This window comes from Cupriavidus pinatubonensis (assembly GCF_019602855.1).
Taxonomy (GTDB): domain Bacteria; phylum Pseudomonadota; class Gammaproteobacteria; order Burkholderiales; family Burkholderiaceae; genus Cupriavidus; species Cupriavidus pinatubonensis.
Window position 1 is genome coordinate 310,572 of sequence record NZ_CP080767.1, and the last position, 26,265, is coordinate 336,836.

General features: G+C 65.6%; 28 protein-coding genes. 20 read left to right on the top strand and 8 right to left on the bottom strand.

Annotated features, from left to right (window positions below; genetic code table 11):
* Nucleotides 1-58 precede the first annotated feature (58 nt).
* On the top strand, nt 59-1,255 hold the full coding sequence (locus K2O51_RS13875; RefSeq protein WP_011296472.1) for a class I SAM-dependent rRNA methyltransferase: 1,197 nt from the start codon (nt 59-61) through the stop codon (nt 1,253-1,255).
* 24 nt (nt 1,256-1,279) lie between these two features.
* Here K2O51_RS13875 and K2O51_RS13880 read toward each other — a convergent pair whose 3' ends face one another.
* From K2O51_RS13880 to K2O51_RS13890, 3 genes are all read right to left on the bottom strand, one after another.
* Complete coding sequence (locus tag K2O51_RS13880) at nt 1,280-3,397, bottom strand: ATP-dependent helicase (RefSeq protein WP_041679793.1); 2,118 nt, start codon at nt 3,395-3,397, stop codon at nt 1,280-1,282.
* A gap of 168 nt (nt 3,398-3,565) precedes the next feature.
* Nucleotides 3,566-4,102: a TlpA disulfide reductase family protein gene (locus tag K2O51_RS13885; protein WP_011296474.1), complete on the bottom strand. Its 537-nt coding sequence runs from the start codon at nt 4,100-4,102 to the stop codon at nt 3,566-3,568.
* 118 nt (nt 4,103-4,220) lie between these two features.
* Nucleotides 4,221-4,733: a SoxW family protein gene (locus K2O51_RS13890; RefSeq protein ID WP_220631635.1), complete on the bottom strand. Its 513-nt coding sequence runs from the start codon at nt 4,731-4,733 to the stop codon at nt 4,221-4,223.
* Nucleotides 4,734-4,864: 131 nt separating this feature from the next.
* On the opposite strand from K2O51_RS13890, the gene K2O51_RS13895 reads away from it, so the two are divergent.
* The 3 genes from K2O51_RS13895 to K2O51_RS13905 all read left to right on the top strand — a co-directional run bounded on the left by K2O51_RS13895 (nt 4,865) and on the right by K2O51_RS13905 (nt 6,398).
* Nucleotides 4,865-5,461 carry a hypothetical protein gene (locus K2O51_RS13895; RefSeq protein ID WP_011296476.1) on the top strand — a complete coding sequence of 199 codons (597 nt, stop codon included), beginning with the start codon at nt 4,865-4,867 and terminating at the stop codon, nt 5,459-5,461.
* Nucleotides 5,462-5,496: 35 nt separating this feature from the next.
* Nucleotides 5,497-6,141 (top strand): LysE family transporter, encoded by a 645-nt coding sequence (locus K2O51_RS13900; RefSeq protein ID WP_140949331.1) that lies wholly within the window; start codon nt 5,497-5,499, stop codon nt 6,139-6,141.
* 83 nt (nt 6,142-6,224) lie between these two features.
* Nucleotides 6,225-6,398: a hypothetical protein gene (locus K2O51_RS13905; protein WP_166486975.1), complete on the top strand. Its 174-nt coding sequence runs from the start codon at nt 6,225-6,227 to the stop codon at nt 6,396-6,398.
* Nucleotides 6,399-6,414: 16 nt separating this feature from the next.
* On the opposite strand, the gene K2O51_RS13910 is transcribed toward K2O51_RS13905, so the two are convergent.
* Both K2O51_RS13910 and K2O51_RS13915 read right to left on the bottom strand, forming a co-directional pair.
* Entirely contained in the window at nt 6,415-7,956 is a 1,542-nt protein-coding gene (locus K2O51_RS13910) for a YifB family Mg chelatase-like AAA ATPase (protein WP_011296478.1), read from the bottom strand.
* 91 nt (nt 7,957-8,047) lie between these two features.
* Entirely contained in the window at nt 8,048-8,326 is a 279-nt protein-coding gene (locus K2O51_RS13915; protein WP_041679795.1) for an accessory factor UbiK family protein, read from the bottom strand.
* Between the two features lie 380 nt (nt 8,327-8,706).
* Here K2O51_RS13915 and K2O51_RS13920 point away from each other — a divergent pair, with 380 nt between their 5' ends.
* From K2O51_RS13920 to mnmH, 12 genes are all read left to right on the top strand, one after another.
* Nucleotides 8,707-9,504, top strand: a complete 798-nt coding sequence (locus K2O51_RS13920; protein WP_011296480.1) for a TorF family putative porin — start codon at nt 8,707-8,709, stop codon at nt 9,502-9,504.
* A gap of 51 nt (nt 9,505-9,555) precedes the next feature.
* Nucleotides 9,556-9,894: a P-II family nitrogen regulator gene (locus tag K2O51_RS13925; RefSeq protein WP_011296481.1), complete on the top strand. Its 339-nt coding sequence runs from the start codon at nt 9,556-9,558 to the stop codon at nt 9,892-9,894.
* Nucleotides 9,895-9,920: 26 nt separating this feature from the next.
* Nucleotides 9,921-11,462 (top strand): ammonium transporter, encoded by a 1,542-nt coding sequence (locus K2O51_RS13930; RefSeq protein ID WP_011296482.1) that lies wholly within the window; start codon nt 9,921-9,923, stop codon nt 11,460-11,462.
* A gap of 439 nt (nt 11,463-11,901) precedes the next feature.
* On the top strand, nt 11,902-13,197 hold the full coding sequence (gene gshA, locus K2O51_RS13935) for a glutamate--cysteine ligase (protein WP_011296483.1): 1,296 nt from the start codon (nt 11,902-11,904) through the stop codon (nt 13,195-13,197).
* Between the two features lie 9 nt (nt 13,198-13,206).
* Nucleotides 13,207-14,160: a glutathione synthase gene (gene gshB, locus K2O51_RS13940; RefSeq protein ID WP_011296484.1), complete on the top strand. Its 954-nt coding sequence runs from the start codon at nt 13,207-13,209 to the stop codon at nt 14,158-14,160.
* 100 nt (nt 14,161-14,260) lie between these two features.
* On the top strand, nt 14,261-14,716 hold the full coding sequence (locus K2O51_RS13945; RefSeq protein ID WP_011296485.1) for a PTS sugar transporter subunit IIA: 456 nt from the start codon (nt 14,261-14,263) through the stop codon (nt 14,714-14,716).
* Nucleotides 14,685-14,954: an HPr family phosphocarrier protein gene (locus K2O51_RS13950; protein ID WP_011296486.1), complete on the top strand. Its 270-nt coding sequence runs from the start codon at nt 14,685-14,687 to the stop codon at nt 14,952-14,954. The genes K2O51_RS13945 and K2O51_RS13950 overlap by 32 nt, the downstream gene beginning before the upstream one ends.
* 49 nt (nt 14,955-15,003) lie before the next feature.
* Nucleotides 15,004-16,764, top strand: a complete 1,761-nt coding sequence (gene ptsP, locus K2O51_RS13955) for a phosphoenolpyruvate--protein phosphotransferase (protein ID WP_011296487.1) — start codon at nt 15,004-15,006, stop codon at nt 16,762-16,764.
* Nucleotides 16,765-16,977: 213 nt separating this feature from the next.
* Nucleotides 16,978-17,283 (top strand): (2Fe-2S)-binding protein, encoded by a 306-nt coding sequence (locus K2O51_RS13960; protein ID WP_041679451.1) that lies wholly within the window; start codon nt 16,978-16,980, stop codon nt 17,281-17,283.
* 126 nt (nt 17,284-17,409) lie between these two features.
* Nucleotides 17,410-17,889 carry a bacterioferritin gene (gene bfr / locus K2O51_RS13965; RefSeq protein WP_011296489.1) on the top strand — a complete coding sequence of 160 codons (480 nt, stop codon included), beginning with the start codon at nt 17,410-17,412 and terminating at the stop codon, nt 17,887-17,889.
* 148 nt (nt 17,890-18,037) lie between these two features.
* Nucleotides 18,038-19,081 (top strand): selenide, water dikinase SelD, encoded by a 1,044-nt coding sequence (selD, locus tag K2O51_RS13970; protein ID WP_220631237.1) that lies wholly within the window; start codon nt 18,038-18,040, stop codon nt 19,079-19,081.
* A complete protein-coding gene (gene mnmH / locus K2O51_RS13975; RefSeq protein WP_220631238.1) occupies nt 19,081-20,181 on the top strand; it encodes a tRNA 2-selenouridine(34) synthase MnmH in 1,101 nt (366 codons plus the stop codon). Before selD ends, mnmH begins: the two co-directional genes overlap by 1 nt.
* A 6-nt stretch (nt 20,182-20,187) precedes the next feature.
* On the opposite strand, the gene K2O51_RS13980 is transcribed toward mnmH, so the two are convergent.
* The 3 genes from K2O51_RS13980 to gpmA all read right to left on the bottom strand — a co-directional run bounded on the left by K2O51_RS13980 (nt 20,188) and on the right by gpmA (nt 23,526).
* Complete coding sequence (locus K2O51_RS13980) at nt 20,188-20,937, bottom strand: HesA/MoeB/ThiF family protein (RefSeq protein WP_011296492.1); 750 nt, start codon at nt 20,935-20,937, stop codon at nt 20,188-20,190.
* A 72-nt stretch (nt 20,938-21,009) separates the two neighbouring features.
* Nucleotides 21,010-22,608, bottom strand: coding sequence for a S41 family peptidase (locus tag K2O51_RS13985; protein ID WP_011296493.1), 1,599 nt, complete (start codon nt 22,606-22,608; stop codon nt 21,010-21,012).
* A 171-nt stretch (nt 22,609-22,779) separates the two neighbouring features.
* Nucleotides 22,780-23,526: a 2,3-diphosphoglycerate-dependent phosphoglycerate mutase gene (gpmA, locus tag K2O51_RS13990; RefSeq protein WP_011296494.1), complete on the bottom strand. Its 747-nt coding sequence runs from the start codon at nt 23,524-23,526 to the stop codon at nt 22,780-22,782.
* Between the two features lie 189 nt (nt 23,527-23,715).
* Between gpmA and K2O51_RS13995 the strand changes: the two genes are divergently transcribed.
* The 4 genes from K2O51_RS13995 (at nt 23,716) to K2O51_RS14010 (ending at nt 26,253) form a co-directional block, all read left to right on the top strand.
* The gene (locus K2O51_RS13995) at nt 23,716-24,129 is read left to right on the top strand and encodes a rhodanese-like domain-containing protein (protein WP_011296495.1); all 414 of its coding nucleotides are present in this window, start codon (nt 23,716-23,718) and stop codon (nt 24,127-24,129) included.
* A gap of 89 nt (nt 24,130-24,218) precedes the next feature.
* Complete coding sequence (gene grxC, locus K2O51_RS14000) at nt 24,219-24,476, top strand: glutaredoxin 3 (protein WP_011296496.1); 258 nt, start codon at nt 24,219-24,221, stop codon at nt 24,474-24,476.
* A gap of 131 nt (nt 24,477-24,607) precedes the next feature.
* Nucleotides 24,608-25,126: a protein-export chaperone SecB gene (secB, locus tag K2O51_RS14005; RefSeq protein ID WP_011296497.1), complete on the top strand. Its 519-nt coding sequence runs from the start codon at nt 24,608-24,610 to the stop codon at nt 25,124-25,126.
* Between the two features lie 110 nt (nt 25,127-25,236).
* A complete protein-coding gene (locus K2O51_RS14010; RefSeq protein ID WP_140949328.1) occupies nt 25,237-26,253 on the top strand; it encodes an NAD(P)H-dependent glycerol-3-phosphate dehydrogenase in 1,017 nt (338 codons plus the stop codon).
* Nucleotides 26,254-26,265 lie beyond the last annotated feature (12 nt).

Below are 26,265 nucleotides of genomic sequence, written 5' to 3' on the forward strand. Positions count from 1 at the left end.
GGGCCGCGCCGCAGTGTGAGAAACGCTTCTGGCGTGGCGAGCTTTTCCCCATACCAACATGAACATCATCACCCTCAAGCCCGGCAAGGAAAAATCCCTGCTGCGCCGCCACCCGTGGATCTACGCGACGGGCATTGCGACCACGGAAGGCCGCTGCGAGCCGGGCGCCACCGTCATCGTGCGCGCCGCCGATGGCCGCTTCCTGGCCAAGGCCGCCTACAGCCCCGAATCGCAGATCCGCGCACGCGTGTGGACCTTCGACGAGAACGAGCCCGTCGACCACGCCATGTTCAAGCGCCGCATCTCGGCGGCGGTGGCGCATCGCCGCCAGTGGGTGAAGGACAGCGACGCGGTACGGCTGATCTTCGGTGAATCCGACCGCCTGCCGGGCCTGATCGTCGACTACTACGGCAATGGCGAAAGCGGCCAGCTCGTGTGCCAGTTCAACGCCGCGGGCGTGGAGCATTGGAAGACCGCCATCGTGCAGGCGCTGGTCAAGGAGACCGGCTGCCCGAACGTGTACGAGCGGTCCGACGCCGCCGTGCGCCAGCGCGAGGGACTGGAACTCGTGACCGGCGTGCTGGCCGGTGCTGAACCTGACCCGGCGCTGTCGGTGACCGAGCATGGCGTGCGTTACTACGTCGACGTGCGCAACGGCCACAAGACTGGCTTCTATGTCGACCAGCGCGACAACCGCAAACTCGTCGGCGATCTCGCGGCGGGCCGCGAGGTGCTCAACTGCTTCTGCTACACGGGCGGCTTCTCGCTGGCCGCGCTGCGCGGTGGCGCCACGTCGGTGACGTCGATCGATTCCTCGGGCGAGGCGCTGAAGATCGCCGCCGGCAATGTCACGCTCAACGGCTTCGATGAGAACCGCGCGACGTGGCTCGACGCCGACGTGTTCAAGACGCTGCGCGAATTCCGCGCGGAGGGCCGCCAGTTTGACCTGATCGTGCTCGACCCGCCGAAGTTCGCGCCGTCGTCGCAGCATATCGACCGCGCTGCGCGTGCCTACAAGGAAATCAACCTGGTCGGCATGCAGTTGCTGCGTCCGGGCGGGCTGCTGTTCACGTACTCGTGCTCGGGTGCGATCAGCATGGAGCTGTTCCAGAAGATCGTGGCCGGTGCGGTGACGGATGCGCGCGCTGATGCGCGCATCATGCGGCGTCTGTCGGCCGGCACGGATCACCCGATGCTGGCGGCGTTCCCGGAAGGGGAGTACCTGAAGGGGTTGCTGCTGGAGAAGGTGGCGTAAAGGGATACGGCGGAAGCGTGAGGCTCACCGCCACATATTCCGCATCCTGCTGGCCAGGTCCACCGGCGCCAGCGTAGCCTTCGACGGCGCCTCCCCCGGCATCGGCGGAGGCGGCCAGGACCGGCTGTAGAAGTTCGGCATCACGCGATTCGGCAGGAAGCGCGTGCGCGACGCATAGACGTGCCGGTCGCCGAACCCCGGCTGCTGATGCACGTAGAAGCGCTGCGGCACGACGACATCCAGATGGTCCTTGGCGCGCGTCATCGCCACATACAGCAGCCGTCTTTCCTCTTCGATCTCTTCCGTGGTGCCGGTGGCCAGGTCCGACGGCATGCAGCCATCCACGGCATTGAGCACGTACACCGCCTTCCATTCCTGGCCCTTGGCCGAGTGGATGGTCGACAGGATCAGGAAATCCTCGTCGCGCAGCGGTACGCCCGATTCATCGCTGGACGCGCTCGGCGGGTCGAGCGTCAGCTCGGTCAGGAAGCGCTCGCGCGAGGCATAGGTCGCGGCAATGCGTTCGAGCTGCTGCAGGTCGGCCATGCGCGCGGCGGCATCGTCGTGGATGCGTTCCAGGTGCGGTTGATACCAGGCGACAACCTGCTCGAACTCCGACGGCCACGGTGATGCGGGCCCCAGCAGCGTGCGGGCCAGTGTCAGCAGGTCTGTCCAGGCCGGCGCGGCAGCAGGCGGCGGCTCGAACGATTCCAGCGCGAAGAGCGGCTCCGTGGCGACCGCGAGCGCATCGAGTACGCGCGCCGCGGTCTTGGGCCCGATGCCGGGCAGCAACTGCAGCGTGCGGAAGCCAGCGATGCGATCGAGCGGATTTTCGAGCCAGCGTACCACCGCCATCGCATCCTTCACGTGCGTGGATTCGAGGAACTTGAGCCCGCCGAACTTCACGAACGGGATATTGCGCCGGGCCAACTCGATCTCGACCTGCGCGCTATGGTCGGCGGCGCGGAACAGCACCGCTTGCGACATCAGCGAGAGGCCTGCCTCGCGGCGCTCGAGCACGCGCTCGACCACGAAGCGGGCCTGGTCGGCTTCATCGTTGACGACGACCACGCCGGGCTTCTCGGCCGAGGTCCGCTCCGACCAAAGATCCTTCGTGTAGCGCTCGGCAGCCAGCCCGATCACCGCATTGGCGGCGTGCAGGATCGGCTGCGTCGAACGGTAGTTCTGCGACAGCGTGACCTGATGCGCGGCCGGCGTGAACTGTGCCGGGAAATCGAGGATATTGCGTACGGTTGCGCCGCGGAACGCGTAGATCGACTGCGCGTCATCGCCGACCACGGTCAGGCCGCGCCCGTCGGGCCGCAACGCCAGCAGGATAGAAGCCTGCAGCGCATTGGTGTCCTGGTATTCATCGACAAGGATATGGTCGAAGCGCGCACCCATGTCCTGCGCGATCGCGGGTTCCGTCAGCGCCTGCGCCCAGTACAGCAGCAGGTCGTCGTAGTCGAGCACCTGCTGCTTCTGCTTGGCCTCCACATAGCCCGCGAACAGCGTGCGCAGCGCATCTACCCACATGGTGTAGCGCGGGAACCAGTGCTTGAGCACGTCTTCGAGCGGCGCCTGCGTGTTGACCACGCGCGAATAGATCGACAGGCAGGTTTCCTTTTTCGGGAAGCGGCTGGCCTGCTCGGACAGTCCGAGATCGTGCCGCACGACGTGCATCAGGTCGGCGGCGTCGCCGCGGTCGCAGATCGTGAAGGCGGGCGACAGGCCCAGCGTTTCTGCATACTCGCGCAACAGGCGCGCGCCGATCGCGTGGAATGTGCCCGACCACTGCAGCGCGGCGCGGCCTGCGCCCGTATTGGTGCCAAGCGCCTGATCGACGATGCGCTCCACACGCCGCCCCATCTCCGCCGCGGCGCGTCGCGAGAACGTGAGCAGCAGGATGCGGCGCGGATCGGCGCCATTGAGCACCAGATGCGCGACGCGGTGCGCGAGCGTGTTGGTCTTGCCCGAGCCTGCGCCGGCGATGATCAGCAGCGGTCCGTCGCTGTGGTGCTCGACCGCCGCGCGTTGCTCCGGATTGAGCCGCGACAGGTATGCCGGAACATCAGCGTCCGGGGAGACGACTGCGGCGGGAGCGGACGGGCGTTCCGCGAGAGGGGCAAGATCCAGTGACACGGGCGGTTCGGAAGCGCCGGGGCGCAGGGCGGATGAGACTGGCGCAAACTGTATATCCATACAGGCCGGTGGCGCAAGCCGCTTAAGCGAACGCGGTAGCCGCCCAACAAAAAAGGTGCTCGATGAGCACCTTTTTCGTAACTTTCGCTGCCGTTGCCGGGAAATCGGTCAGGCAGCCTTCTCCAGCGCGCCGTCGAGCAGCTTGTGCAGGGCGTCCCACTCCGGTTCGCCGACATAGCGCTTCAGGATGCGGCCGTCCTTGTCGACGACGAAGGTAGTGGGCGTGAGCTGCACATTGCCGAAGGCCTTGGCCGCGGCGCCGTCCGAGTCCATCGCGACCTTGAACGGCAGGCCGCGCGTCTTGGCGTAGTTCATCACGTACATCGGCGGATCGTAGTTCATGGCCACGGCCACGAACTCCAGGCCCTTGCCCTTGTACTGCTCGTAGGTGCGAACCATGTCGGGCATTTCCTTGACGCAGGTGGCGCAGCTCGTTGCCCAGAAATTGATCAGGTAGACCTTGCCCTTGAGATCGCCGGTGCTGACCTTCTCGCCCGACAGCAGCGTGAACGTGGCCGCAGGCACCTGGCTCGACGGGGACAGCGCGCGATAGCCGAACCAGCCCAGCACGGCGAGTACGACGACGGCCACGGCGATGGGCCAAAGCTTGCGGGGTTTCGAAGTGGCGGATGCGGGGTTTGTCATGGCAATGCGGACCGGCGAGAACCGGACCCGTTCAACTGGCAACAGGCCATTCTAAACCCGTGCGCGCCGTGTTGCTGTCATCCGGCGTCTGCGTCAATCCGCCGCAGTCCGGAGCCGGTCAGCGCGAGGCGGCGATGGCTGCACGCGCCTGGCCCAATGCCTGTTCCAGATAGGCACCGTAGAAGTCCGGCTGCAGGCCACGCAGCGGGGCGGCCGCCTGCTTGCCGTCCCGGTCAAGGAACAGCACCGTCGGCGCAACACGGACCTGATGGGCTCGCGCCCATGCACGTGCGGTGGTCATGGTGCCGTCGGTGTCGCGCAGCGGCGTGTCGGCGGTCATGTCGAGTTCGCGCACAGCGATCTCGCCAGCCGCCGCCTGCGGGCCGAGATAGCTTTTGCGTACGGTCTCGCAGTAGCCGCAATTGGGCAGGGAAACCAGCACCAAGAGCGGTTCGCCGCGGCGTGTGGCATCGGCTGCATGGGTGGCCAGGTCGGTCGCAAGCGGCAGGTGTGCGGTGCCCGCGAACGCAGGGACGGCGAGCGTTGCCATCGTCAACAGCAAGCTGGCCGCAAGGCGGACGGCAAGGTAACGGATGGTGGCGGTTGGAGCGAGCGGACTAATGGGGCGCATCATGTGGAGTGCGGCAAGCACGGGCGGGCCGCTTCCCGGATAATACCGGTTTCCGCCCGACGGCAAGGCGTGCCCGCCCGCCGCGCGCCGGTCCCGACAATAAGCGCCGCACCGTGTACGGCCACGTCCCGATGCCCCTTCCTCAGCCCTGTCAGTGGTTTTCCCGGCTCCGCCTGGTTCTGCCAGCGATGCTCGCCGTGGCCTGCCTCGGCGCGTGCTCGCCGCGCTATGACTGGCGCACGATCCAGTCGGGCGACGGAGGCTATGCGGCGCTCTATCCGGCAAAGCCCACGAGCGCCGCGCGCGACGTGGCCATCGCTGGACACAAGCTCCCGATGACCATGCAGGCAGCCCGCGTCGACGACACGCTGTTCGCCGTCGGTGTGGTCACGCTGCCGTCTGACGACGCCGAATTGCGGCGCGAAGCGCTGGCCGCGATGCAGTCGGGCCTGGTGGCCAACCTTGGCGTGCATGGCAGCGAACCGGCGCATACGCGCCCGGTGACAATCCAGTCGGCGGACCAGCCCGCGCGGCCGCTCGATGGCGTAGAGGTTCAGGTCAGCGGTGTGTCGCCGCAGGACCGGTCGCCGCGCCGCCTGACCGCGCGGCTTGTGGCCGTGGGCACCAAGGCTTACCAGGCAGTGGTGTTGGAATCGGGCGAGGGCGCGCGCGACCAGCGCAACGCCGAGCAGGTGGAGCAGTTCCTGGGCGGATTCCATCCGTATTGATCCACCCGGCAAGATTTATTCGAAGGAGAGAAGTGATGCGTTGGGAAGTCTGGCTGGCCTATTTCGCCGCGTGCTGGGTCATTGCGGTGTCGCCCGGTTCGGGCGCGGTGCTGTCGATGAGCCACGGCCTGTCGTACGGCGTGCGTCGGACCTCGACCACGATCTTCGGCCTGCAGGCGGGGCTGGTGATCATCCTGCTCGTGGCCGGCGGCGGGCTCGGCGCGCTGCTGCTCGCGTCGGAGCATGCGTTTGCCGTGGTCAAGACCGTCGGCGCGATGTACCTGATCTATCTGGGCCTGCAGCAATGGCGAGCGAAGGTCGAGGAGGGCGGCACCGACAGCGGCAGCACCGCTGTCCGCGTGACGCCCATGAGCCCGCGCCGGCGCTTCGCCACGGGGCTGCTGACCAATGTGACCAACCCGAAGGGCATCATCTTCATGGTCGCCGTGCTGCCGCAGTTCATCGACCCGTCCCGCCCGCTGGCACCGCAGCTCGCCATCCTGGCGGCCACCATGTGCGGCGTGGACCTGATCGTCATGCACGGCTACGCGTTGCTGGCCTCGCGCATGCAGGGCCTGTTCCGTAACGCGCGTGCCGTGCACTGGCAGAACCGCTTCTTCGGCAGCGTGTTGATGGCGGTAGGCGCGGCGCTGTTCTTCGTGCGTCGGCAGCACGCCTGATAGCCGCATCCCGGTTGCGTGCTGGCGGCCTGACGCCCGGTTTGCTTCAATGGGAGAGACCCCTCGCCGCGGAGATCTCCCGAATGCCGACCATTCCGTTCCCCCAAGCCGGCACGTTTGCGCACCCCACGCATACCGTGCCGCCTGTCGACGAACCCCCGCCGCCGGGCGTCCCGCCTGATCTGCCTTTGCCGCCCGAAGAGGATCCGGTTCCGCCTCCGGTCGATCCGCCCGTCGGCGTGCCGCCGCGCCGCTGAGCGCATTGGATCTCCCTCATCCCGGCGTGCGCAAGGCGCGCCGGTATTGGATCGCTTCGCCCACGTGCGCGGTGGTCAGGACTTCAGCACCTTCCAGATCCGCAATCGTGCGGGCCACCTTGAGCACCCGGAAGTAAGAGCGCGCCGACCATGCCAGCCGCGCCATGGCCCCGCGCAGCAAGGCCTGGGCGGTCGGTTCCAGCGGGCAGTGCTTGTCGATCTCACGGCCGGACAGGTCGCTGTTGGGTTTGCCCTGCCGCGCAAGCTGGCGTTCGCGCGCCGCCAGCACCCGTGCGCGCACGACTTCGCTGGATTCGCCCGCGGGCCCGTCCAGCATCTCGCCCTGGTCCTGGGCCGGTACTTCGATCTGCAGGTCGATCCGGTCCAGTAGCGGCCCCGATATCTTCGACTGGTAGCGCCGGATCTGGTCCGGCGTGCAGCGGCACGCGCGTTCGGGGTGCCCGAGATAGCCGCAAGGGCAGGGATTCATGGCCGCCACGAACTGGAAGCACGCCGGGAAGTCGGCGTGGCCTGCGGCGCGTGCGATGGTAATACGGCCAGATTCCAGCGGCTCGCGTAGCACCTCCAGCACCTTTCGGTCGAACTCCGGCAATTCGTCGAGGAATAGCACGCCGTGGTGGGCCAGCGAGATCTCGCCGGGGCGAGGATTCCCGCCGCCGCCCACCATGGCCGGCCCCGAAGCGGTGTGGTGAGGCGCCCGGCACGGCCGCACGCCCCATCGCGACGGCTTGAAGCCGCCCGGCGTCAGGCTGAGCACGGCGGCTGACTCGAGCGCTTCATCGAGCGACATGGGCGGCAGCAGCCCCGGCAGCCGCTGAGCCAGCATCGACTTGCCGGTGCCGGGAGGTCCAACGAGCAATGCCGAATGCTGGCCGGCGGCGGCCACTTCCATGGCACGCCGCGCCTGCGCCTGGCCACGTACGTCGCGCAGGTCCGGCCCGGGCTCCGGCACCCGCGAGAGCGCGGCCGGTACGGCGCGGGCGAGCCGACGGTCGTGCGGTGGCGTGAAATGGGCGCAGACCTCGCGCAGCGTGGTGCCGCTGTGGACGGTCAGGTCTTCGATCAATGCCGCTTCGGCCCCGTTGCCTGCCGCCACCAGAAACGCGCGAGGGTTGCCGCCGGAGACCTGCCGCGCGGCGTTTTCGCGCGCCAGGCGCATGGCCATCGCCAGCGCGCCGCGCACCGGGCGCAGGTCGCCGGACAGCGACAGTTCGGCGGCGAACTCGTACTGATCGAACTCGGCGGAGGGAATCTGGCCGCTCGCCGCCAGGATGCCCAGCGCAATGGCCAGGTCGAATCGCCCGGACTCCTTCGGCAAGTCCGCTGGCGCCAGATTGACGGTGATGCGGCGGTTCGGGAATTCAAAGCCGCTATTGATGATGGCGGCACGTACGCGTTCGCGGCTTTCGCGTACGCCGGTGTCGGCCAGGCCGACGATGGTGAAGACGGGGAGGCCGTTGGCCAGATGGGTTTCGACGCGCACGGGCGGCGCTTCGATGCCGGTGAGCGCGCGGCTATGCAGGACGGCGAGGCTCATATCGGGAAGAAGTTGTGATGGAAGCGTTAACGAAAAAGGCCGCCGTGAAACGGCGGCCTTTCGGCAAGGATCGGGTCGCTGGACCGTGGCGTCATGCGCCCCCGGTGGTGTCCACCGCGCCCGGGCCGGGCGGGATGCCCGCGCGGCGTTCGAGCTCTGCCACGCGCTCTTCGAGTTCCTCGAGGCGTGCGCGCGTGCGCGCCAGGACCTGCGACTGCACGTCGAATTCCTCGCGCGTGACCAGGTCCAGCCGGGCGAAGCCCTGGGTCATCATGCTGCGCACGTTCTTTTCGATGTCCCTTGCCGGCGAGTTGCGCAGTGCCTCGCTGACCTTGTTCTGCAGGTCGTTGAAGAGATCGGTCGGTTTCATGGTTTCTCCTTCGCGCACCGTGGTGGTGCCAATGCGGGAAATGACCTGCCGCATGCCTCGCTTTCGCACAGGAATTGGGCGCCCCTAATGCGGGCGACCGCGGTGCCGCGCGTGCCGGCTGGTCATCTTCAGGCTTCGATTATCGCCCTTCAGGCACGTGCATGAAAGCACCGTGTCGTGGCCGTTCACACCTTTTGACGCGATCTGGCTTTGATGCAAGGCAGATTCAAGCCGGGTTTTGATCACCCTTTAGCCTTCGGGCATTTCCGGATGCGTGTTTTTCTCATACCTGGCACGGCTGTTGCAGTAGTGAGTTGGACAGCATCACCGAAACCCTAAGAAACGAAATCCGAGCCAAAAAGGAAAAGGAGAAGGAATCCATGAAGAAGTTGGCCCTTGCAGTCAGCGCAGTCGTTCTCTGTAGTTCCGCTGCCACCGCATTCGCCCAGACCGCCACGGACGCAGCGGCGCCGGCTCCGGCTGCCGCCGCTGCCGAGCCCGCGTCGCCGCACACGTTCACGGCGAACGTTGCACTGGTATCGGATTACCGCTATCGCGGCCTGAGCCAGTCCAACCGCCGCCCGGCCATTCAGGGCGGCTTCGACTACGCGCACGAAAGCGGCTTCTACATCGGCAACTGGAACTCCAGCATCAGCTGGATCTCGGACGCTGACAAGTCAGTGTCGGCGCCGATCGAGATGGATTTCTACGGCGGCTTCAAGAATACCTTCAAGGCGAGCGATCTCGAGTTCAACTATGACGTCGGCGTGCTGCAGTACTTCTATCCGGGTGGCTACAGCCAGCCGCGTCCCTACACGACCGAGATTTATGCCGGCATCGGCTACGGCCCGGTTTTCCTGAAGTACTCCCAGGCGCTCACCAACCTGTTCGGCATCGCCAACAGCCAGTACAGCAGCTACATCGACCTGAGCGTGAATTACCCGCTCAATGTGTGGGACCTGACGCTGAACGCGCATGTCGGCTACCAGAACGTCCAGCACATCAGTGCGGCTTCGTACCTGGACTGGAAGCTCGGCATCACCAAGGACCTGGGTAAAGGCTTCGCTGTGGCGGTGGCCTATATCGGCACCAACGCAAAGGACTCGTTCTACACGAACAGCTACAACCACAACGTGGGCAACAACACGGGGTGGGTGTCCCTTTCCAAGACTTTCTAATTGAGCGTCAGCCAGGGCAGGCCGAAGCCGGCATGCCCACAGGAGAAACCGATGAAACTGATCATCGCAGTCATCAAGCCGTTCAAGCTTGACGAAGTGCGCGAAGCGCTGTCGGACGTTGGCGTGTCCGGCATCACCGTCACGGAAGTGAAGGGCTTTGGCCGCCAGAAAGGCCACACCGAGTTGTATCGCGGCGCGGAGTACATCGTCGACTTCCTGCCCAAGGTGAAGATCGAGGTAGCCGTGCCGGACGACGTGGTCGAACGCGCCATCGAGGCCATCGAGAAGTCGGCCCGCACCGGCAAGATCGGCGACGGCAAGATCTTCGTGGCCCCGATCGAGCAGGTCATCCGCATCCGCACCGGCGAGACCGGCAGCGATGCCCTGTGACAGCACAACGACAAGAGGTTAAGCAAATGACAACCTGGTTCAAGCGAATCCTGACGGCGGGCGCGATGGCGCTGGCCATCGGCACGGCCGGCGTCGGCCTGTCCACCCATGCCGTCGCGCAGGACAAGCCGGCGGCCGAGGCCTCCGCGCCGGCCGCCGCCGCTGCGCCTGCAGCGGCACCCGCTGCTGCGGCTGCCCCCGCGGCTGCAACCACTGCCGCCGCACCGGCCGAGGCCGCTGCCGCTCCGGCAGCACCCGTTCCAAACAAGGGCGACACTGCCTGGCTGCTCGTGAGCACGGCGTTCGTGATCCTGATGACGCTGCCGGGCCTGGCGCTGTTCTATGGCGGTCTGGTCCGTTCCAAGAACATGCTGTCGGTGCTGATGCAGTGCCTGGTGATCTTCTCAGTGGTGTCGCTGCTGTGGGCCGTCTACGGCTACAGCTTTGCGTTCACCGAGGGCAATGCCTTCTTCGGCGGAACCGACCGGCTATTCATGAAGGGCCTGACGGTTGACGCCGTGGCGGCTACCTTCAGCAAGGGCGTGGTGGTGCCGGAGCTGGGCTACTTTGCATTCCAGTGCGCCTTCGCGGCCATCACCTGCGGGCTGATCATCGGCGCCTTTGCCGAGCGCGCCAAGTTCTCGGCCGTGCTGGTGTTCGTGGTGCTGTGGTTCACGTTCTCGTACATCCCCATCGCCCATATGGTCTGGTTCTGGCCGGGTCCGGACGCCTTCACTGACGCTGCCGCCGGTACTGCTGCGACGGCCAAGTCGGGCTGGCTGTTCCAGAAGGGCGCGCTGGACTTCGCCGGCGGCACCGTGGTCCACATCAACGCCGCTGTGGCTGGCCTGGTTGGCGCCTTCATGTTCGGCAAGCGCATCGGCTTCGGCCGCGAGGCGATCCGTCCGCACAGCCTGACCTTCACCATGGTCGGCGCCTCGCTGCTGTGGTTCGGCTGGTTCGGCTTCAATGCCGGCTCGGCGCTGGAAGCCAACGGCTCGGCCGCACTGGCCTTCGTCAACACGCTGCTGGCCACCTGCGCCGCGGTGCTGTCCTGGACCTTCGGCGAGTGGATCAGCAAGGGCAAGCCGTCGATGCTGGGCGGTGCCTCGGGTGCCGTGGCGGGCCTGGTGGCCATCACGCCGGCAGCTGGCTTCGTCGGCCCGATGGGTTCGATCGCGATCGGCCTGATCGCCGGCCTGCTGTGCCTGTGGGGCGTGACCGGCCTGAAGCGCATGCTGGGCATGGACGACTCGCTCGATGTGTTCGGCGTGCACGGCGTGGGCGGCATCCTGGGTGCGCTGCTGACCGGCGTGTTCGCTTCGCCGAGCCTGGGCGGCACCGGCATCTACGACTACGTGGCCAACAAGGTGGCCGACGACTATTCGATCGCCGGCCAGGTCTGGATCCAGTTCCAGGGCGTGCTGACCACGATCGTCTGGTCCGGTGTGGTGGCCTTCGTGGCATACAAGCTGGTGGATATGCTGATCGGCCTGCGGGTGCCGGAAGAAGAAGAGCGCGAGGGCCTGGATATCACCTCGCACGGCGAAACCGCCTATGAAGTCTGATCGTCAAGGTGTTGTGCTGGAGAGCTGATTGGGAATCGACTCTCAGGAGTTTTGCCCGGCCGCGAGCCGGGCTTTTTTCATACGGCGAGCGGTTCAAGGCAGGAGCGGGTGAAGTGGACGGCTTTTCGCCGGGCGCTTAAATCCGATCTAAAAAAGCTTCAATTGTTTTTGTGGTGCCGCGCACATACAGTGCCATTGAGGCAGTTTCCTCCACCTGCAGAACGCTCCCCGTATCTGTCAGGCCATTTGAAAGCGCGGCAAGCCGCGCTTTTTTTTTCGTTACGCCGGCGGGGGTTTACTTCCGCGCAGGCATCCCCATATCCCAATCCCTTAGGCTGCGCCGGGCATATCCTTATAAAGGGCTTGCCAGCAGCCAATTGGCCGTTCCTCTACAATCGGGGCGAACGATTAAGACGACCAATAGATCAACAGGATGGATATGGTCCCGCATCTCATTACCGCGCTGAACGGTCCGCTGCTCGAACTGGAGAAGAAGATCCTGGACGCGACGCCGTCCATCGAGCGCTGGTTCAGGCTGGAATGGCAGGAACATACGCCTCCGTTCTACTGCTCGGTGGACCTGCGCAATGCCGGTTTCAAGCTCGCGCCGGTCGACACCAACCTGTTTCCGGGGGGCTTCAACAACCTGGCGCCTGAAATGCTGCCGCTGGCGGTGCAGGCGGCCATGGCCGCGATCGAAAAGATCTGCCCGGATGCCAAGAACCTGCTGCTGATCCCCGAGCGGCACACGCGCAACATGTTCTACCTGCAGAACGTCGCACGGCTGTCGCTAATCATGCGCCAGGCGGGCCTCAATGTGCGCCTTGGGTCGCTGTCGGAGGAAATCACCGAGCCCACGCCGATCGAACTACCGGATGGCCAGACCCTGGTGGTCGAGCCGCTGGCCCGGCTGGGCACCAAGGACCGCCGGCTCGGGTTGAAGGATTTCGACCCGTGCTCGATCCTGTTGAACAACGACCTGTCGGCCGGCATTCCGCCGATCCTCGAGAACATCAACGAGCAGTACCTGCTGCCACCGCTGCACGCCGGCTGGTCCACGCGCCGCAAGAGCAGTCACTTCGCCGCGTATGACGAAGTGGCCAAGAAGTTCGCCAAGCTGATCGATATCGACCAGTGGATGGTGAACCCGTACTTCGCGCGCTGTTCGGGCGTGAATTTCCACGAGCGCATCGGCGAGGAAGAACTCGCGGATTCGGTGGAAGCGGTGCTCAAGAAGATCGCCAAGAAGTATCGCGAGTACGGGATCAAGGAAACGCCGTATGTGGTGGTGAAGGCCGATGCCGGTACGTATGGCATGGGCATCATGACCGTGCGCGATCCGTCCGAGGTCAAGGGCCTGAACCGGAAGGAACGCAACAAGATGAGCGTCGTCAAGGAAGGCCTGGAGGTCAGCGACGTCATCATCCAGGAAGGCGTGCACACGTTCGAGAAGGTCAACGAGGCCGTGGCCGAGCCGGTGGTCTACATGATCGACCGCTACGTGGTCGGCGGCTTCTACCGCGTGCACACCGGCCGCGGCAACGACGAGAACCTGAATGCGCCGGGCATGCATTTCGTGCCGCTTGCGTTCGCGCCCAACGGCATCCCGGACAGCCACGCCAAGCCGGGTGCCGCAGTGCCGAACCGCTTCTATATGTACGGCGTAGTAGCTCGGCTGGCGCTGCTGGCGGCCTCGATCGAACTCGAAAAGACCGACCCGAACCCGATTCTCTGACGAGCCCCCATGCGCATCCTCTTCATCACCGATCCGCTGGAGACCTTCAAGACCTACAAGGACTCCACCTACGCCATGATGACCGAGGCCGCGGCGCGCGGCCATCACGTGTTCTGGAGCCTGCAGTCCCAGTTGTCGCTGTTTGGCGACCAGGTCGAGACTGTAGCGACCCCGCTGCAGCTCACCGGCGACAGCCATGACTGGTACCGCGAAGGCACGCCGGCGCTGACGTCGCTGAAGGACTTCGACGCGGTGCTGATGCGCAAGGATCCGCCGTTCGACATGGAATACGTCACCAGCACCTGGCTGCTGGAACTGGCGGAGTCGCAGGGTGCGCGCGTGTTCAACAAGCCGCGCGCGATCCGCGACCATTCCGAGAAGCTGGCCATCAACCAGTTTCCGGAATTCATCACGCCGACGCTGGTCACGCGCGACATCGCGCGCATCCGCGACTTCCACGCCGAACACCGCGACATCATCATCAAGCCGCTCGACGGCATGGGTGGCATGGGCGTGTTCCGTGTCGGCGCGGACGGCATGAACCTCGGGGCCATCGTCGAAACGCTTGGCGAAGATGGCCGTCGCACGCTGATGATCCAGCGCTATATCCCGGCGATCAAGGACGGTGACAAGCGCATCCTGCTGATCGGCGGCGTGCCCGTGCCGTATTCGCTGGCGCGAGTTCCCATGGCGGGCGAAGTGCGCGGCAACCTGGCGGCGGGCGGCACCGGCCGCGCGCAGGAACTGACCGTGCGCGACCGCGACATTGCGGAGGCGCTGGCGCCGGGCCTGTGGGAGCAAGGTTTGCTGCTGGTGGGTCTCGATGTGATCGGCGATTACCTCACAGAAGTCAATGTGACGAGTCCGACCTGTTTCCAGGAAATCACCCAGCAGACCGGTTTTCAAGTAGCCGCCATGTTTATCGACGCGCTCGAGCACGCCGTGGAGGCGCCGGGCGCCTGAGCGTTACAAGCGGGCGAAGGCCGGCAGAAAGCGGGCGTAGGCGCGAAAATACGGGGGAGGGCGCCTGCTACAATCGGGCCAGTCCAACGGATTCACCATCATGGCAGGAATTCTGATCATCGCGCACACTCCCCTGGCTTCGGCCTTGCGCGATTGCGCCGCCCACGTCTACTGTGGCCAGCCACAGCGGCTGGAGGCCATCGACGTCCTTCCGGACGCAGATCCTGCCGCCGTCCTTGCGGAAGCCCGTCAGCGGCTCGACGCCGTCTGCGAAGACAATGGCGCGCTGGTGCTGACCGATATCTTTGGTGCCACCCCGGCCAATATTGCCGCAAAGCTTGCTGAACCGGGCCGCGTCCGGGTGCTGGCTGGCGTCAACCTGCCGATGCTCGTGCGCGCCATCTGCTATCGCGGGGAAAAGCTCGATCAGCTCGTGGCCAAGGCGCTTGCCGGCGGGTCGCAGGGCGTGCTGCAGGTAGGCACTACAACCGTACAAAATCAAACAGCCAACCATCCCGACCGATATGCTGCAGAGGGACACCACCATCATCAATAAGCTCGGGCTGCACGCCCGCGCTTCGGCCAAGCTAACGCAACTGGCAGGCAACTTCGCCAGCCAGGTCAGGATGTCCCGCAACGGACGCCAGGTCGATGCCAAGAGCATCATGGGCGTGATGATGCTTGCGGCGGGGATCGGCTCCACCGTGACCATCGAGACCGACGGACCGGACGAGCGGGAGGCGATGGATGCGCTGCTGGCGCTGATCGCCAACCGCTTTGGCGAGGGCGAGTGAGGCCCGCCGCGCTGCCATGGTTTCCTGAACGTTCCTGACGGAGCGGCACATGTCATTTGCCCTGCACGGCATCCCGGTCTCGCGCGGCGTCGCCATCGGCCGCGCGCATCTTCTTGCTCCAGCCGCGCTGGACGTCTCGCACTACCTGGTCGATGAAGACCGGCTCGACGACGAAGTCGAACGACTTCGATCCGCACGTGCCGCAGTACGTGCGGAACTCATCACGCTGAAGCGCGACCTCCCGCGTGACGCCCCCGAGGAACTCGGCGCGTTCCTTGACGTGCATGCCATGATCCTCGACGACGAGGCGCTGTCGCGCGAGCCCGAGGCACTGATTCGCGGACGCCGCTACAACGCGGAGTGGGCGCTGACCACGCGGCTCGAAGAGCTGATGCGCCAGTTCGACGAGATCGAAGATGAATACCTGCGCGAGCGCAAGACCGATATCCACCAAGTCGTCGAACGGATCCTGAAGGTGCTGGCCGGTGCGCCGGTGCTGGCGCCGGCCCCGGTTCCCGCGCTGGCTGCGGACGGCGAGCCGGCGCCGGGCGTGATCGTCGTCGCGCACGACATTGCGCCGGCCGACATGCTGCAGTTCCGGCACACGGTCTTCCACGGGTTCGTCACCGACATGGGCGGGAAGACGTCGCATACCGCCATCGTCGCGCGTAGCCTGGACATTCCGGCCGCGGTCGGTGTGCAAAGCGCCAGCGAGCTGATCCGCCAGGACGACTGGATCATCGTCGACGGCGATGCGGGTCTCGTGATCGTCGATCCGTCGGCCATCATCCTCGAGGAATACCGCCACCGCCAGAGCGAGCGCGCGCTGGAAAAGAAGCGCCTGCAGCGCCTTCGCCATACGCCGGCGGTCACGCTGGACGGCCAGGAAATCGACCTGCTGGCTAATATCGAGATGGCCGAGGACGCGGGCGTAGCGCTGTCGGCAGGCGCCGTGGGCGTGGGCCTGTTCCGTTCGGAATTCCTGTTCATGAACCGTCGCGGCGAACTGCCGGACGAGGATGAGCAATTCGCGGCCTATCGCGGTGCGGTCGAAGCCATGCACGGCTTGCCGGTGACGATCCGCACGATCGACATCGGCGCCGACAAGCCGCTGGATGGCCGCGGCGACGATTTTGAGACCGCACTGAATCCTGCGCTCGGACTGCGTGCGATCCGCTGGTCGCTGTCCGAGCCGGCCATGTTCCTGACCCAGTTGCGTGCGCTGCTGCGCGCGTCGGCGTTCGGGCCGGTACGGCTGCTCGTGCCAATGCTCTCGCATGCGCGTGAGATCGACCAGACACTGGAACTGCTCGCACAGGCCAAGCGCCAGCTCGACGAGCGCGGCGTGCCTTACGATCCCGGCCTGAAGGTCGGCGCCATGATCGAGATTCCGGCCGCTGTGCTGCTGTTGCCGCTGTTCCTGCGCCGGATGGATTTCCTGTCGATCGGCACCAACGACCTCACGCAGTACACGCTTGCCATCGACCGCGCCGATAACGCCGTGGCGCATCTGTTCGATCCGATGCACCCGGCCGTGCTGCAGCTCATTGCGCGCACCATCCGCGAAGCCAATCGTGCCGGCGTACCGGTGGCAGTGTGCGGCGAGATGGCCGGGGATCCGAGCATGACGCGGCTGCTTCTGGGCATGGGCCTGCGTGAGTTCTCGATGCATCCGGCCCAACTGCTGCGGGTCAAGCAAGAAGTCCTGCACGCCGATTGCGCGCGGCTGGAGCCGCTCGTGGACCAGGTCCTCAACGCCTATGACCCCCTGGAACAGACGGCGGCGCTGGAACAGCTCGCTAAGCCCTAAAATCTAAAGGGTTTTTTGCTCGCCACCGGCGCATAAACCATCACTTTGTTGATGGCGATGTGCGCCGGAATCGGCTTCTCCCTTCTCCTTGAGTGACGCAAATCCCACCTGTGCAATTGTGGCTTAATGGGAATTGTTATCATTTTCGATCTTTGGTATTCTGATGTTCATTCGAGCGGCATGCCGGTGCCGCCAGCCCCCAAGGAGGGAGTTGTGTACGTCTGCATCTGCAACCAGATTACCGATCGTGAAATCCACGGAGCCGCTCACCTAGGCGTCGAAACCCTCGACGAACTGGCCGAAACGCTTGGTGTCGGTACCTGTTGCGGACGGTGCCGCGAGTGCGCCCAGCAAGTGTTGGCGGAAGGCGTTGCCGCCGTGCGCAACGTGACCGCGGCCACGATCGCGAACATCCAGGTTGTGGAGATTTCCTCCTGTTCCGTGTCCAGCACATGTACCATAATGGACACTCGGGACCCGGCAGTCGCGAACGACCAGCGCGAGGCGCTGGTGGCTTGAACGCGCCCATGAACTGAATCACAGTTCACGGCGCGTTTTCGCGCATTCGCATCTTCATTCGACTGCATACGGCGCCTCTGGCGCCGTTCGTGTTTTTGCGCGGGCCCGATGCAACAGGAGCCACCCATGAAAGGTGACAAGAAGGTCATCCAGCATCTGAATGCCCAGCTCAAGAACGAGCTGACCGCGATCAACCAGTATTTCCTGCACGCGCGCATGTATCGCCACTGGGGCCTGAAGAAGCTCGGCGACGTGGAGTACAAGGAATCCATCGGCGAAATGAAGCACGCCGACCGGCTGATCGACCGCATCCTGATGCTCGACGGCCTGCCCAACCTGCAGGATCTGCACAAGCTGCTGCTCGGCGAAGACACGCCCGAAATGCTCAAGTGCGACCTGAAGCTGGAACAGACCGCGCACGCTACCGTGAAGGAAGGGATCGCGTACTGCGAATCCGTTGGCGATTACGTGAGCCGCGAGATCCTGGTCGACATCCTCACCGACACCGAGGAGCACATCGAATACCTGGAAACGCAGCTGGACCTGATCGACAAGGTCGGCCTGCAGAACTACCTGCAGTCGCAGATGGAGCCGGGCGAGCAGTAAGCCGCCGCATCCTGCCAGGCTGCCTGCAGTGGCGGCCGGCATCCCCGCGTGGCGCATCCTGGCGCCGCCGATTCGCTTGCCCGCCTGCAGTAACCCTTCTCATTCCAATTCCTTTCTCCATCCAGGCTGCCGTACAGGAGTCACGACCATGGCCGAATCCATCCGCCTGACGCAATACAGCCACGGTGCCGGCTGTGGCTGCAAAATTTCCCCCAAGGTGCTCGACGTGATCCTGGCCGGCAGCGGCGCGCAGAACCTCGACCCGCGCCTGTGGGTCGGCAATGCTTCGCGCGATGATGCGGCTGTCTATGCCATCGACGGCGACGACAGCGGGCGCGGCGTGGTGTCCACTACGGACTTCTTCATGCCGATCGTCGACGACCCGTTCGACTTTGGCCGCATTGCCGCGACCAATGCCATCAGCGACATCTATGCCATGGGTGGCGATCCGCTGATGGCCATCGCGATCCTCGGCTGGCCGGTCAATGTGCTGCCGCCCGAGGTTGCGCGCGAAGTCGTGGCGGGCGGCCACAAGGCGTGCGACGACGCGGGGATCCCGCTGGCCGGCGGGCATTCCATCGATGCGCCGGAGCCGATCTTCGGGCTGGCTGTGACGGGTATGGTCGATCGCATGCACATGAAACGCAACGACACGGCCACCGCCGGCTGCCGGCTTTACCTGACCAAGCCGATCGGCATCGGCGTGCTGACCACTGCGGAGAAGAAGGGATTGCTGCGGCCCGAGCATGCCCATGTGGCGCGCGACTGGATGTGCGTGCTGAATCGTCCGGGGAGCGCGTTTGGGCGGCTCGCAGGCGTGCGTGCGATGACCGACGTGACCGGGTTCGGACTGCTGGGCCACCTGGTGGAGATGGCGGATGGCAGCGGCCTGACCGCGCGGCTCGACTATGCGGCGGTGCCGGTGCTGCCGGAAATCCGGCGTTATATCGATGCCGGTTGCGTGCCGGGTGGCACCCAGCGCAACTTCGACAGCTACGGCCATCGCATCGGCACACTCACCGACGAGCAGCGCGCGCTGCTGTGCGATCCGCAGACCAGCGGCGGCCTGCTCGTGGCTGTCGAGCCGGCAGGAGAGGCGGCATTCCTCGATGCCTGCACCCGGCTTGGCCTGGACCTCGCGCCCATCGGCGAACTGGCCGCACGCGGCGAGCATGCCGTAGAGGTCGCCTGATGCGTGAAGATACCGGCGATCTCCGCCGATTGTTCCTGAGCGGCACGCCGATGATGGACGTGCGCGCACCGCTCGAATTCGCGCGTGGCGCGTTCCCGGGCACCGTGAACCTGCCGCTGATGGATGACGAAGAGCGGCATCAGGTCGGCCTTTGCTATGCGGAAAAAGGGCAGCACGCGGCGATTGAACTCGGCCATCGGCTGGTGAGGGGCGCTCTCAAGGCGACACGTATCGCGCAATGGGCGGATTTTGCCCGCGCCCATCCGGACGGCTATCTGTATTGCTTCCGCGGCGGACTGCGCTCGCAGATCGTGCAGCAGTGGCTCCGCGACGAAGCGGGTATCGACTATCCGCGCGTGACCGGCGGCTACAAGGCGATGCGTGGCTTCCTGATCGACGTGATCGAGCAGGCCGCGGCCAAGCAGGACTTTCTTGTGCTGGGCGGCCTGACCGGCACCGGCAAGACGGATGTGATTGCCGAAGTGCCGGCGGCTGTGGATCTTGAAGGGCTAGCCTGCCACCGTGGCTCGGCATTCGGTCGCCGCGCGCAACCACAGCCGCAGCAGATCGACTTCGAAAATTCGCTGGCCATCGATGTGCTGCGGCGTGCCGAGGCCGGCTACCGTGCGCTGGTGGTCGAGGACGAGGGCCGCTTCATCGGTGGCCGGGACTTGCCCAAAGTGCTGTGGCAGCGCATGCAGGCCAGCCCGATGGTGTGGCTGGAGGCGTCGTTCGAGGAACGCGTGGAGCGTGTCTTGCGCGACTATGTGCTGGGGCTGGCTGCCGAGCATATCGAGCAGCTTGGTCCGGTGGCCGGCTTCGAGGCGTATGCCACGCGTTTGCGTGACGCCATGGCCGCCATCTCCCCGCGGCTCGGCAGTGAACGCTATGGCCGTTTGTCGGCGTTGCTGGAGCAGGCGCTGACGAGCCAGTCGGAGCGGGGGGAAACCGCGCCGCACCGCGCCTGGATCGAAGTGCTGCTGCGCGACTACTACGATCCGATGTACGCGTACCAGGAAGAGAAACGCGCCGCGCGTGTGGTGTTCCGCGGCGACCGCGCGGCGGTCACCGACTGGCTGCGCGAGCGCTCGGCACGCTGATGCCTGTCAATGCCCGGCGCAAACCGGGCAGTCGGGTGTGCGCGCGAGCTGCATCGTGGTCCACTCCATCGTCATCGCATTGACCATCAGCAGCCGGCCGGCCAGGCTCTGGCCCACGCCACTGAGCAGTTTGAGCGCCTCGGCCGCCTGCACGGTACCAACCATGCCGACCAGCGGCGCGAACACGCCCATGGTCGCGCAGGCGACTTCCGGTGCGGGCTCTGACGGCGGGAACAGGCATGCGTAGCACGGTGCGTTGTCCTGGCGCCGGTCGAAGACGCTGATCTGCCCGTCGAAACGCAGCGCCGCCCCGGAGACCAGCGGTACGCGGTGATGCACGCAGGCGCGGTTGACCGCCTGGCGCGTGGCGAAGTTGTCGCAGCAGTCGAGTACCACGTCGGCCTGTGCCACGAGCTGTTCCAGATCGGCATCACCGACGCGAGCGGCGATGACATCAACCTGCACACCCGGATTGATCCGCAGCATGCCCTCACGCGCGGACTCCACCTTCAGGCGCCCGACATTGTCCGTGGTATGGATGATCTGTCTCTGGAGATTGGTCAGGTCCACATGGTCGTTGTCGACCACGCTGATCCGGCCGACGCCGGCCGACGCCAGATAGGGCAGGGCGGCGGCGCCCAGGCCGCCCGCGCCAATCACCAGCGCATGGGCACCTAGCAGGCGCTCCTGGCCTTCGATGCCGAGTTCATCGAGCAGGATATGGCGCGAATAGCGCAGCAGTTGATCGTCGTTCATGGCATGAGGCTCAGGACAGGACGTGCAATGTAAAAAGCGGCCCCGCAGGGCCGCTTCTGGTCAGGGTGCCGCTCAGGGCGCCTTGCCGGTCGGCGTGCCCAGCGGCTCGCCGATCGGCGCACTGGCCGGCGGCTGCTTGCCGGGCGCCGGCGCGGCGGGCTTGGCAGCCGGGGCGCTGGCGCCCTTCTTCGCAGGCGCGGCCTTGGCCGGCTTGTCGGCGGGCGGGTTGGTTTCGAGCTTCGACTTGGAGCGCTTGACCGGCCGGCCGTCGAGCTGGGCGATGGCCTGCTGCAACATGAAGTCGTCGGCCGAACCGAATTCGATCGGCTTCTTGCGACGTTCCTTCTCGCGCTCTTCCGGCGTCTTCTTCGCGTTCTCTTCTTCCAGGCGGCGCAGTTCTTCCACGCGGCGCTGTTCACGCTCGTTCATTTCCGGCTCTTCCGATTCCTGCTTGTTGTGCAGGTGGCGCTCGGTGTCGATTTCGCGCGTGATCAGCGCGTCGTCCGGGTCACCTTCCGGGTTCTGGTCGACCGGAATGTCCGGGCGGATACCCTTGGCCTGGATCGACTTGCCCGTCGGCGTGTAGTAGTACGCGATGGTCAGCTTGATGCCGGTGTCATTGGTCAGCGGCCGCACGGTCTGCACCGAACCCTTGCCGAACGTGGTCTTGCCCATGATCAGCGCGCGGTGGTGGTCCTGCAGCGCGCCAGCCACGATCTCGGACGCCGACGCCGAATAGGCGTTGGTCAGCACGACCATCGGGATTTTCTTGTACAGCGCCGGCAGGTCCTTGAGCGGATCGTCCTCGAGCGACGACAGGCGGTAGTTGTTGAACGTCGCCTTGTACACGCGCTTGGCGTCGGGCACCTGGCCGTTGGTGGACACCACCGTCGAATCGTCCGGCAGGAACGCCGCCGCTACGCCGACCGCGCCCTGCAGCACGCCGCCGCCGTTGTTGCGCAGGTCCAGGACGATACCCTTCAGGCCCGGGTTCTTCTGGGCCATCTCGTTGAGCCGGCGGCCCAGGTCCCCGACCGTGCGTTCCTGGAAGCTGGTCAGGCGCACCCAGCCGATGGTGTTGTTGTCCAGCATCTTGGTCTTGACCGACTGGACGCGGATTTCGGCACGGGTGATGGAAATCGGGAAGGTGCGCTCTTCGCTTTTGCGATAGATCGTCAGCGTAACCTTGGTGCCGGGCTCGCCGCGCATGCGCTTGACCGCCTGTTCCAGCGGCAGCCCGCGCACGGGCTTGTCGTCGATACGGGTAATCAGGTCGCCGGGCTGGATGCCGGCACGGAACGCGGGGGTGTCCTCGATCGGGTTGATGACCTTGACCAGGCCTTCTTCCTGCGAGATCTCGATGCCGAGGCCGGCGAAGCGGCCGCGCGTGCCTTCCTGCAGTTCCTTGAAGTCTTTCTCGTCCAGATAGGCCGAATGCGGGTCAAGGCTCGCGACCATGCCCTTGATGGCTTCGGTCAGCAGCTTCTTGTCATCGACCGGCTCTACATATTCGCGCTTGATCTGCCCGAAGATGTCGGCCATCAGCCGCAACTGGTCGAGTGGCAGGGGGCCGGCGGAATTCTGCGCGGTGGCTGAAATCTGCAGCGTGGCCAGCACGCCGGCGACGAGTCCGACCGAAACGAGGCTGATGTTCTTGAGCGTCTTACGCATGAGGGCTGCCTGAACGTGTACGTAGGGGGATTATGCCGGCTGCAGCCGCCCTGCGCCGGGCGCGGGGCGGTTTGTCCGACAGTATAAAACGGTGTGGAGAAATAGGCCTGTCACGTACCCGCTGTCGGTGGGCGGCCGCACTTTGGGTGGTGCATGCCGCCCGGCGGCCCTTCAGCGGGCCTTGCCCTGGCTGGCCACGGCCGCCAGCGAGGCGGCGATGGCTTCCTGGTCGCCCAGGTAATAGTGGCGCAGCGGGCGCAGGCTGGCGTCCAGCTCGTAGACGAGCGGGGTGCCATTGGGGATGTTGAGGCCGACGATATCGTCATCCGAAATCTGATCCAGGTACTTAACCAGGGCGCGGATGCTGTTGCCGTGAGCGGCAATGACCACGCGCTTGCCCGATTGGATGTCCGGAGCGATGGATTCGTTCCACAGCGGCAGCACGCGGGCCACGGTGTCCTTCAGGCATTCGGTCAGCGGAATCTGCTCGCGCGGCACATTGGCGTAGCGCGGATCGTCGTAAGAGGCACGCGGATCGGTCGGCTCCAGCGCGGGCGGCGGCGTGTCGTAGCTGCGGCGCCACACGAGCACCTGCTCGTCGCCGAACTTGGCGGCGGTTTCTGCCTTGTTCAGGCCGGCCAGCGCACCGTAGTGGCGCTCGTTCAGGCGCCATTCGTTGCGTACCGGGATCCACATCTCGTCCATTTCGTCCTGCACGTGCCACAGCGTACGGATCGCGCGCTTGAGCACGGACGTGTAGGCCACGTCGAAGGCGAAGCCGGCTTCCTTGAGCAGCTTGCCGGCCAGGCGGGCTTGCGCGGCGCCGGTGTCAGTGAGGTCGACGTCGACCCAGCCGGTGAAGCGGTTTTCGAGGTTCCACGTCGATTCGCCGTGGCGGATGAGGACTAGCTTGTACATGCTGCTGCTTCCAGAGAGTAAATAACCTGCGTGCGCCGGGGCCGCCGCATCGGTGCCGCCTGCCGGTGTTCCTGTGTGCCCGGGAAACGACAAAGAGGCGACAATGGCCGCTGTGGCCTGGCGGCGGAGGCCCGGACGCCAAACCGCGTATTTTATAATGCCGCCGACCCAACCCAACGGAATGCCAACGTGAATTTCTTCGCCGACTATAACAACCTCGCCCTGATCGCCCTCGCCGTGGTCTCGGGCGGCCTGCTGGCCTGGCCCACGATCGCCCGCGGCACGGGCGGAAAGGCCGTCAATACGGCCGCCGCCACGCAGCTGATCAACAAGCGTGGCGCGGTGGTCGTGGACATTCGCGAAGCCACCGAGTATGCCAAGGGGCACCTGCCGCAGGCCAAGAGCGCCCCGCTGTCGGACCTGGCCTCGCGCGCGGCGGGTCTTGCAAAGGACAAGGCTGTCCCCATCATCGTGGTATCCCAGACCGGCCAGGGCCTCGGCAAGGCTCAGGCAGCGCTCAAGGAAGCCGGGTACAGTGAGACCTATGTGCTCGAAGGCGGCCTCGCCGCCTGGCAGCAGGCCGGGCTTCCGGTCATCAAGTAAGCCGCGCCAGACTGGCCGGCCTGTCCGTCACATACGCCGGATCCCGCTAGCGCGGGGCCGGCGGCGTTTGAGTAACGAAGGAGAACTGCATGGCCCGCGTCGTCATGTACAGCACGCAGGTGTGCCCTTATTGCGTGATGGCTGAGCGCTTGCTCAAGTCCAAGGGCGTCGAGACGATCGAGAAGGTCCTGATCGACCGTGAACCCGGCAAGCGCGAGGAAATGATGTCGCGCACCGGTCGCCGCACCGTGCCCCAGATCTATATCGGCGACACCCACGTTGGCGGTTTCGACGATCTCTCCGCGCTGGACCGCCAGGGCGGACTGACGCCGCTGCTGGCCGCCTGAGCCAGAGCAACCCGCGGCTCCGGCGCGGGTGATATTGCCACCCGCGTCATGTACCATATGCGTTTTCCAACCGGGCGCAGGCTCGTGCCGCACCCGGCCGCCGCGTCCAACGCCCATCCCGGAAGCCTTTCATGAGCGACCAGCAAAACACCCAGCAGGAAGACCAACCCTTCTTCAACATCCAGCGCGTGTACCTCAAGGACATGTCGCTCGAGCAGCCGAACTCGCCGGGCATCTTCCTCGAATCGGAAGCGCCGTCGGTCGAAGTCCAGGTCAACGTGGCCGCTTCGCAGCTGCAGGAAGGCATCTTCGAAGTGGTGGTGACGGGCACCGTGACGACCAAGGTCCAGGAAAAGGTCGCTTTCCTCGTGGAAGCGCACCAGGCCGGCATCTTCGACATCCGCAACGTGCCGGTCGAGCAGCTCGACCCGCTGCTGGGCATTGCCTGCCCGACCATCCTGTATCCGTACCTGCGCGGCAATATTGCCGACGTCATCACGCGTGCAGGCTTCCAGGCCATCCACCTGTCGGAAATCAACTTCCAGGCCCTGTACGAGCAGCGCCTGCAGGCCGCCATGGAAGAAGCCCAGGCCGCCGGCGGCGCCAACAGCGGCATCGTGATGCCTGACGGCAGCCAGGCTCGCCACTGATCCGGCAGTCCCGCACTGCCTGACGAAACGGGGCTGCGGCCCCGTTTTGCCTTTCCGGGGCCCGCGCACAGGGCTACCATCGATTGCGCCGATCCACCGTTCGAGCCGCCATGAAACTGACCTTCCTCGGTGCAGGTGCCTGGGGCACCGCACTTGCGAGCCATGCCGCCGCCAACCATGACGTGGTGCTGTGGGGACGCGATCCCGCCCAGCTTGCCGCGATCGCGGCGACCGGCAGCAACGAGGCCTATCTGCCGGGCGTGCCACTGTCTCCGCGGCTGCGCGTGGAAGCGGACTTCGAGCAGGCAGTCGGTCATGCCGCCGGCGATCCCGATGGCCTCGTAGTCGTAGCCACGCCCGTGTCGGGCCTGCGCGAAATGACGCGCCGGCTCGCCGGGCGCGGCAATGGCCATGTGCGCATGCTGTGGCTGTGCAAGGGGTTCGAGGCCGGCACGCACGCGCTGCCGCACCAGATGGTGCGCGAAGAACTCGACGCCGCGGGCCGCACCAGCGGATTCGACTATGGCGTCCTGACCGGCCCCAGCTTTGCGCGCGAGGTGGCGCTGGGCCTGCCGTGCGCGCTGACAGTCGCGGGCAGCGTGCCAACGCTGGCGGATTGCGCGCAGGCGGCATTCCATCATCACGCCATGCGCATCTACGGCAGCGACGACCTGACCGGTGTCGAGGTCGGCGGCGCAGTGAAGAACGTGCTGGCGATCGCCACCGGTGCGAGCGATGGCCTGGGTCTGGGGCTCAACGCGCGCGCCGCGCTGGTGACGCGTGGGCTGGCCGAAATGACGCGACTTGGCCTGGCGCTTGGTGGACGCGCGGAAACGTTCATGGGCCTGGCCGGCGTGGGCGACCTGATCCTGACGGCTACCGGTGACCTGTCGCGTAATCGCAAGGTCGGACAGCAGCTCGCGGCCGGACAAAGCCTCGATCAGATCCTCGCGAGCCTTGGGCATGTCGCCGAGGGTGTGCGTTGCGCGCAGGCCGTGGCCGCACTGGCCGAGGCCTGCAAGATCGAGATGCCGATCACGCGCGCCGTGTGCGCGGTGTTGTTCGAAGGCCTGAGCGCCGCGGATGCCGTGGCGCAACTCCTGCAGCGCGACGCGCGCGACGAATAGCCTTCGTTCAGT

What these genes read in the sequence shown, in the direction of transcription:
- K2O51_RS13980 (WP_011296492.1), bottom strand. Translation starts at nt 20,937, where the DNA reads ATGAACGACGATCAACTGCTGCGCTATTCGCGCCATATCCTGCTCGAT.
- K2O51_RS14010 (WP_140949328.1), top strand. Translation starts at nt 25,237, where the DNA reads ATGAAACTGACCTTCCTCGGTGCAGGTGCCTGGGGCACCGCACTTGCG.
- K2O51_RS13920 (WP_011296480.1), top strand. Translation starts at nt 8,707, where the DNA reads ATGAAGAAGTTGGCCCTTGCAGTCAGCGCAGTCGTTCTCTGTAGTTCC.
- gpmA (WP_011296494.1), bottom strand. Translation starts at nt 23,526, where the DNA reads ATGTACAAGCTAGTCCTCATCCGCCACGGCGAATCGACGTGGAACCTC.
- K2O51_RS13925 (WP_011296481.1), top strand. Translation starts at nt 9,556, where the DNA reads ATGAAACTGATCATCGCAGTCATCAAGCCGTTCAAGCTTGACGAAGTG.
- gshB (WP_011296484.1), top strand. Translation starts at nt 13,207, where the DNA reads ATGCGCATCCTCTTCATCACCGATCCGCTGGAGACCTTCAAGACCTAC.
- gshA (WP_011296483.1), top strand. Translation starts at nt 11,902, where the DNA reads ATGGTCCCGCATCTCATTACCGCGCTGAACGGTCCGCTGCTCGAACTG.
- K2O51_RS13890 (WP_220631635.1), bottom strand. Translation starts at nt 4,733, where the DNA reads ATGCGCCCCATTAGTCCGCTCGCTCCAACCGCCACCATCCGTTACCTT.
- bfr (WP_011296489.1), top strand. Translation starts at nt 17,410, where the DNA reads ATGAAAGGTGACAAGAAGGTCATCCAGCATCTGAATGCCCAGCTCAAG.
- K2O51_RS13900 (WP_140949331.1), top strand. Translation starts at nt 5,497, where the DNA reads ATGCGTTGGGAAGTCTGGCTGGCCTATTTCGCCGCGTGCTGGGTCATT.
- K2O51_RS13930 (WP_011296482.1), top strand. Translation starts at nt 9,921, where the DNA reads ATGACAACCTGGTTCAAGCGAATCCTGACGGCGGGCGCGATGGCGCTG.
- grxC (WP_011296496.1), top strand. Translation starts at nt 24,219, where the DNA reads ATGGCCCGCGTCGTCATGTACAGCACGCAGGTGTGCCCTTATTGCGTG.
- K2O51_RS13910 (WP_011296478.1), bottom strand. Translation starts at nt 7,956, where the DNA reads ATGAGCCTCGCCGTCCTGCATAGCCGCGCGCTCACCGGCATCGAAGCG.
- mnmH (WP_220631238.1), top strand. Translation starts at nt 19,081, where the DNA reads ATGCGTGAAGATACCGGCGATCTCCGCCGATTGTTCCTGAGCGGCACG.
- ptsP (WP_011296487.1), top strand. Translation starts at nt 15,004, where the DNA reads ATGTCATTTGCCCTGCACGGCATCCCGGTCTCGCGCGGCGTCGCCATC.
- K2O51_RS13875 (WP_011296472.1), top strand. Translation starts at nt 59, where the DNA reads ATGAACATCATCACCCTCAAGCCCGGCAAGGAAAAATCCCTGCTGCGC.
- secB (WP_011296497.1), top strand. Translation starts at nt 24,608, where the DNA reads ATGAGCGACCAGCAAAACACCCAGCAGGAAGACCAACCCTTCTTCAAC.
- selD (WP_220631237.1), top strand. Translation starts at nt 18,038, where the DNA reads ATGGCCGAATCCATCCGCCTGACGCAATACAGCCACGGTGCCGGCTGT.
- K2O51_RS13945 (WP_011296485.1), top strand. Translation starts at nt 14,261, where the DNA reads ATGGCAGGAATTCTGATCATCGCGCACACTCCCCTGGCTTCGGCCTTG.
- K2O51_RS13895 (WP_011296476.1), top strand. Translation starts at nt 4,865, where the DNA reads ATGCCCCTTCCTCAGCCCTGTCAGTGGTTTTCCCGGCTCCGCCTGGTT.
- K2O51_RS13905 (WP_166486975.1), top strand. Translation starts at nt 6,225, where the DNA reads ATGCCGACCATTCCGTTCCCCCAAGCCGGCACGTTTGCGCACCCCACG.
- K2O51_RS13885 (WP_011296474.1), bottom strand. Translation starts at nt 4,102, where the DNA reads ATGACAAACCCCGCATCCGCCACTTCGAAACCCCGCAAGCTTTGGCCC.
- K2O51_RS13985 (WP_011296493.1), bottom strand. Translation starts at nt 22,608, where the DNA reads ATGCGTAAGACGCTCAAGAACATCAGCCTCGTTTCGGTCGGACTCGTC.
- K2O51_RS13915 (WP_041679795.1), bottom strand. Translation starts at nt 8,326, where the DNA reads ATGAAACCGACCGATCTCTTCAACGACCTGCAGAACAAGGTCAGCGAG.
- K2O51_RS13950 (WP_011296486.1), top strand. Translation starts at nt 14,685, where the DNA reads ATGCTGCAGAGGGACACCACCATCATCAATAAGCTCGGGCTGCACGCC.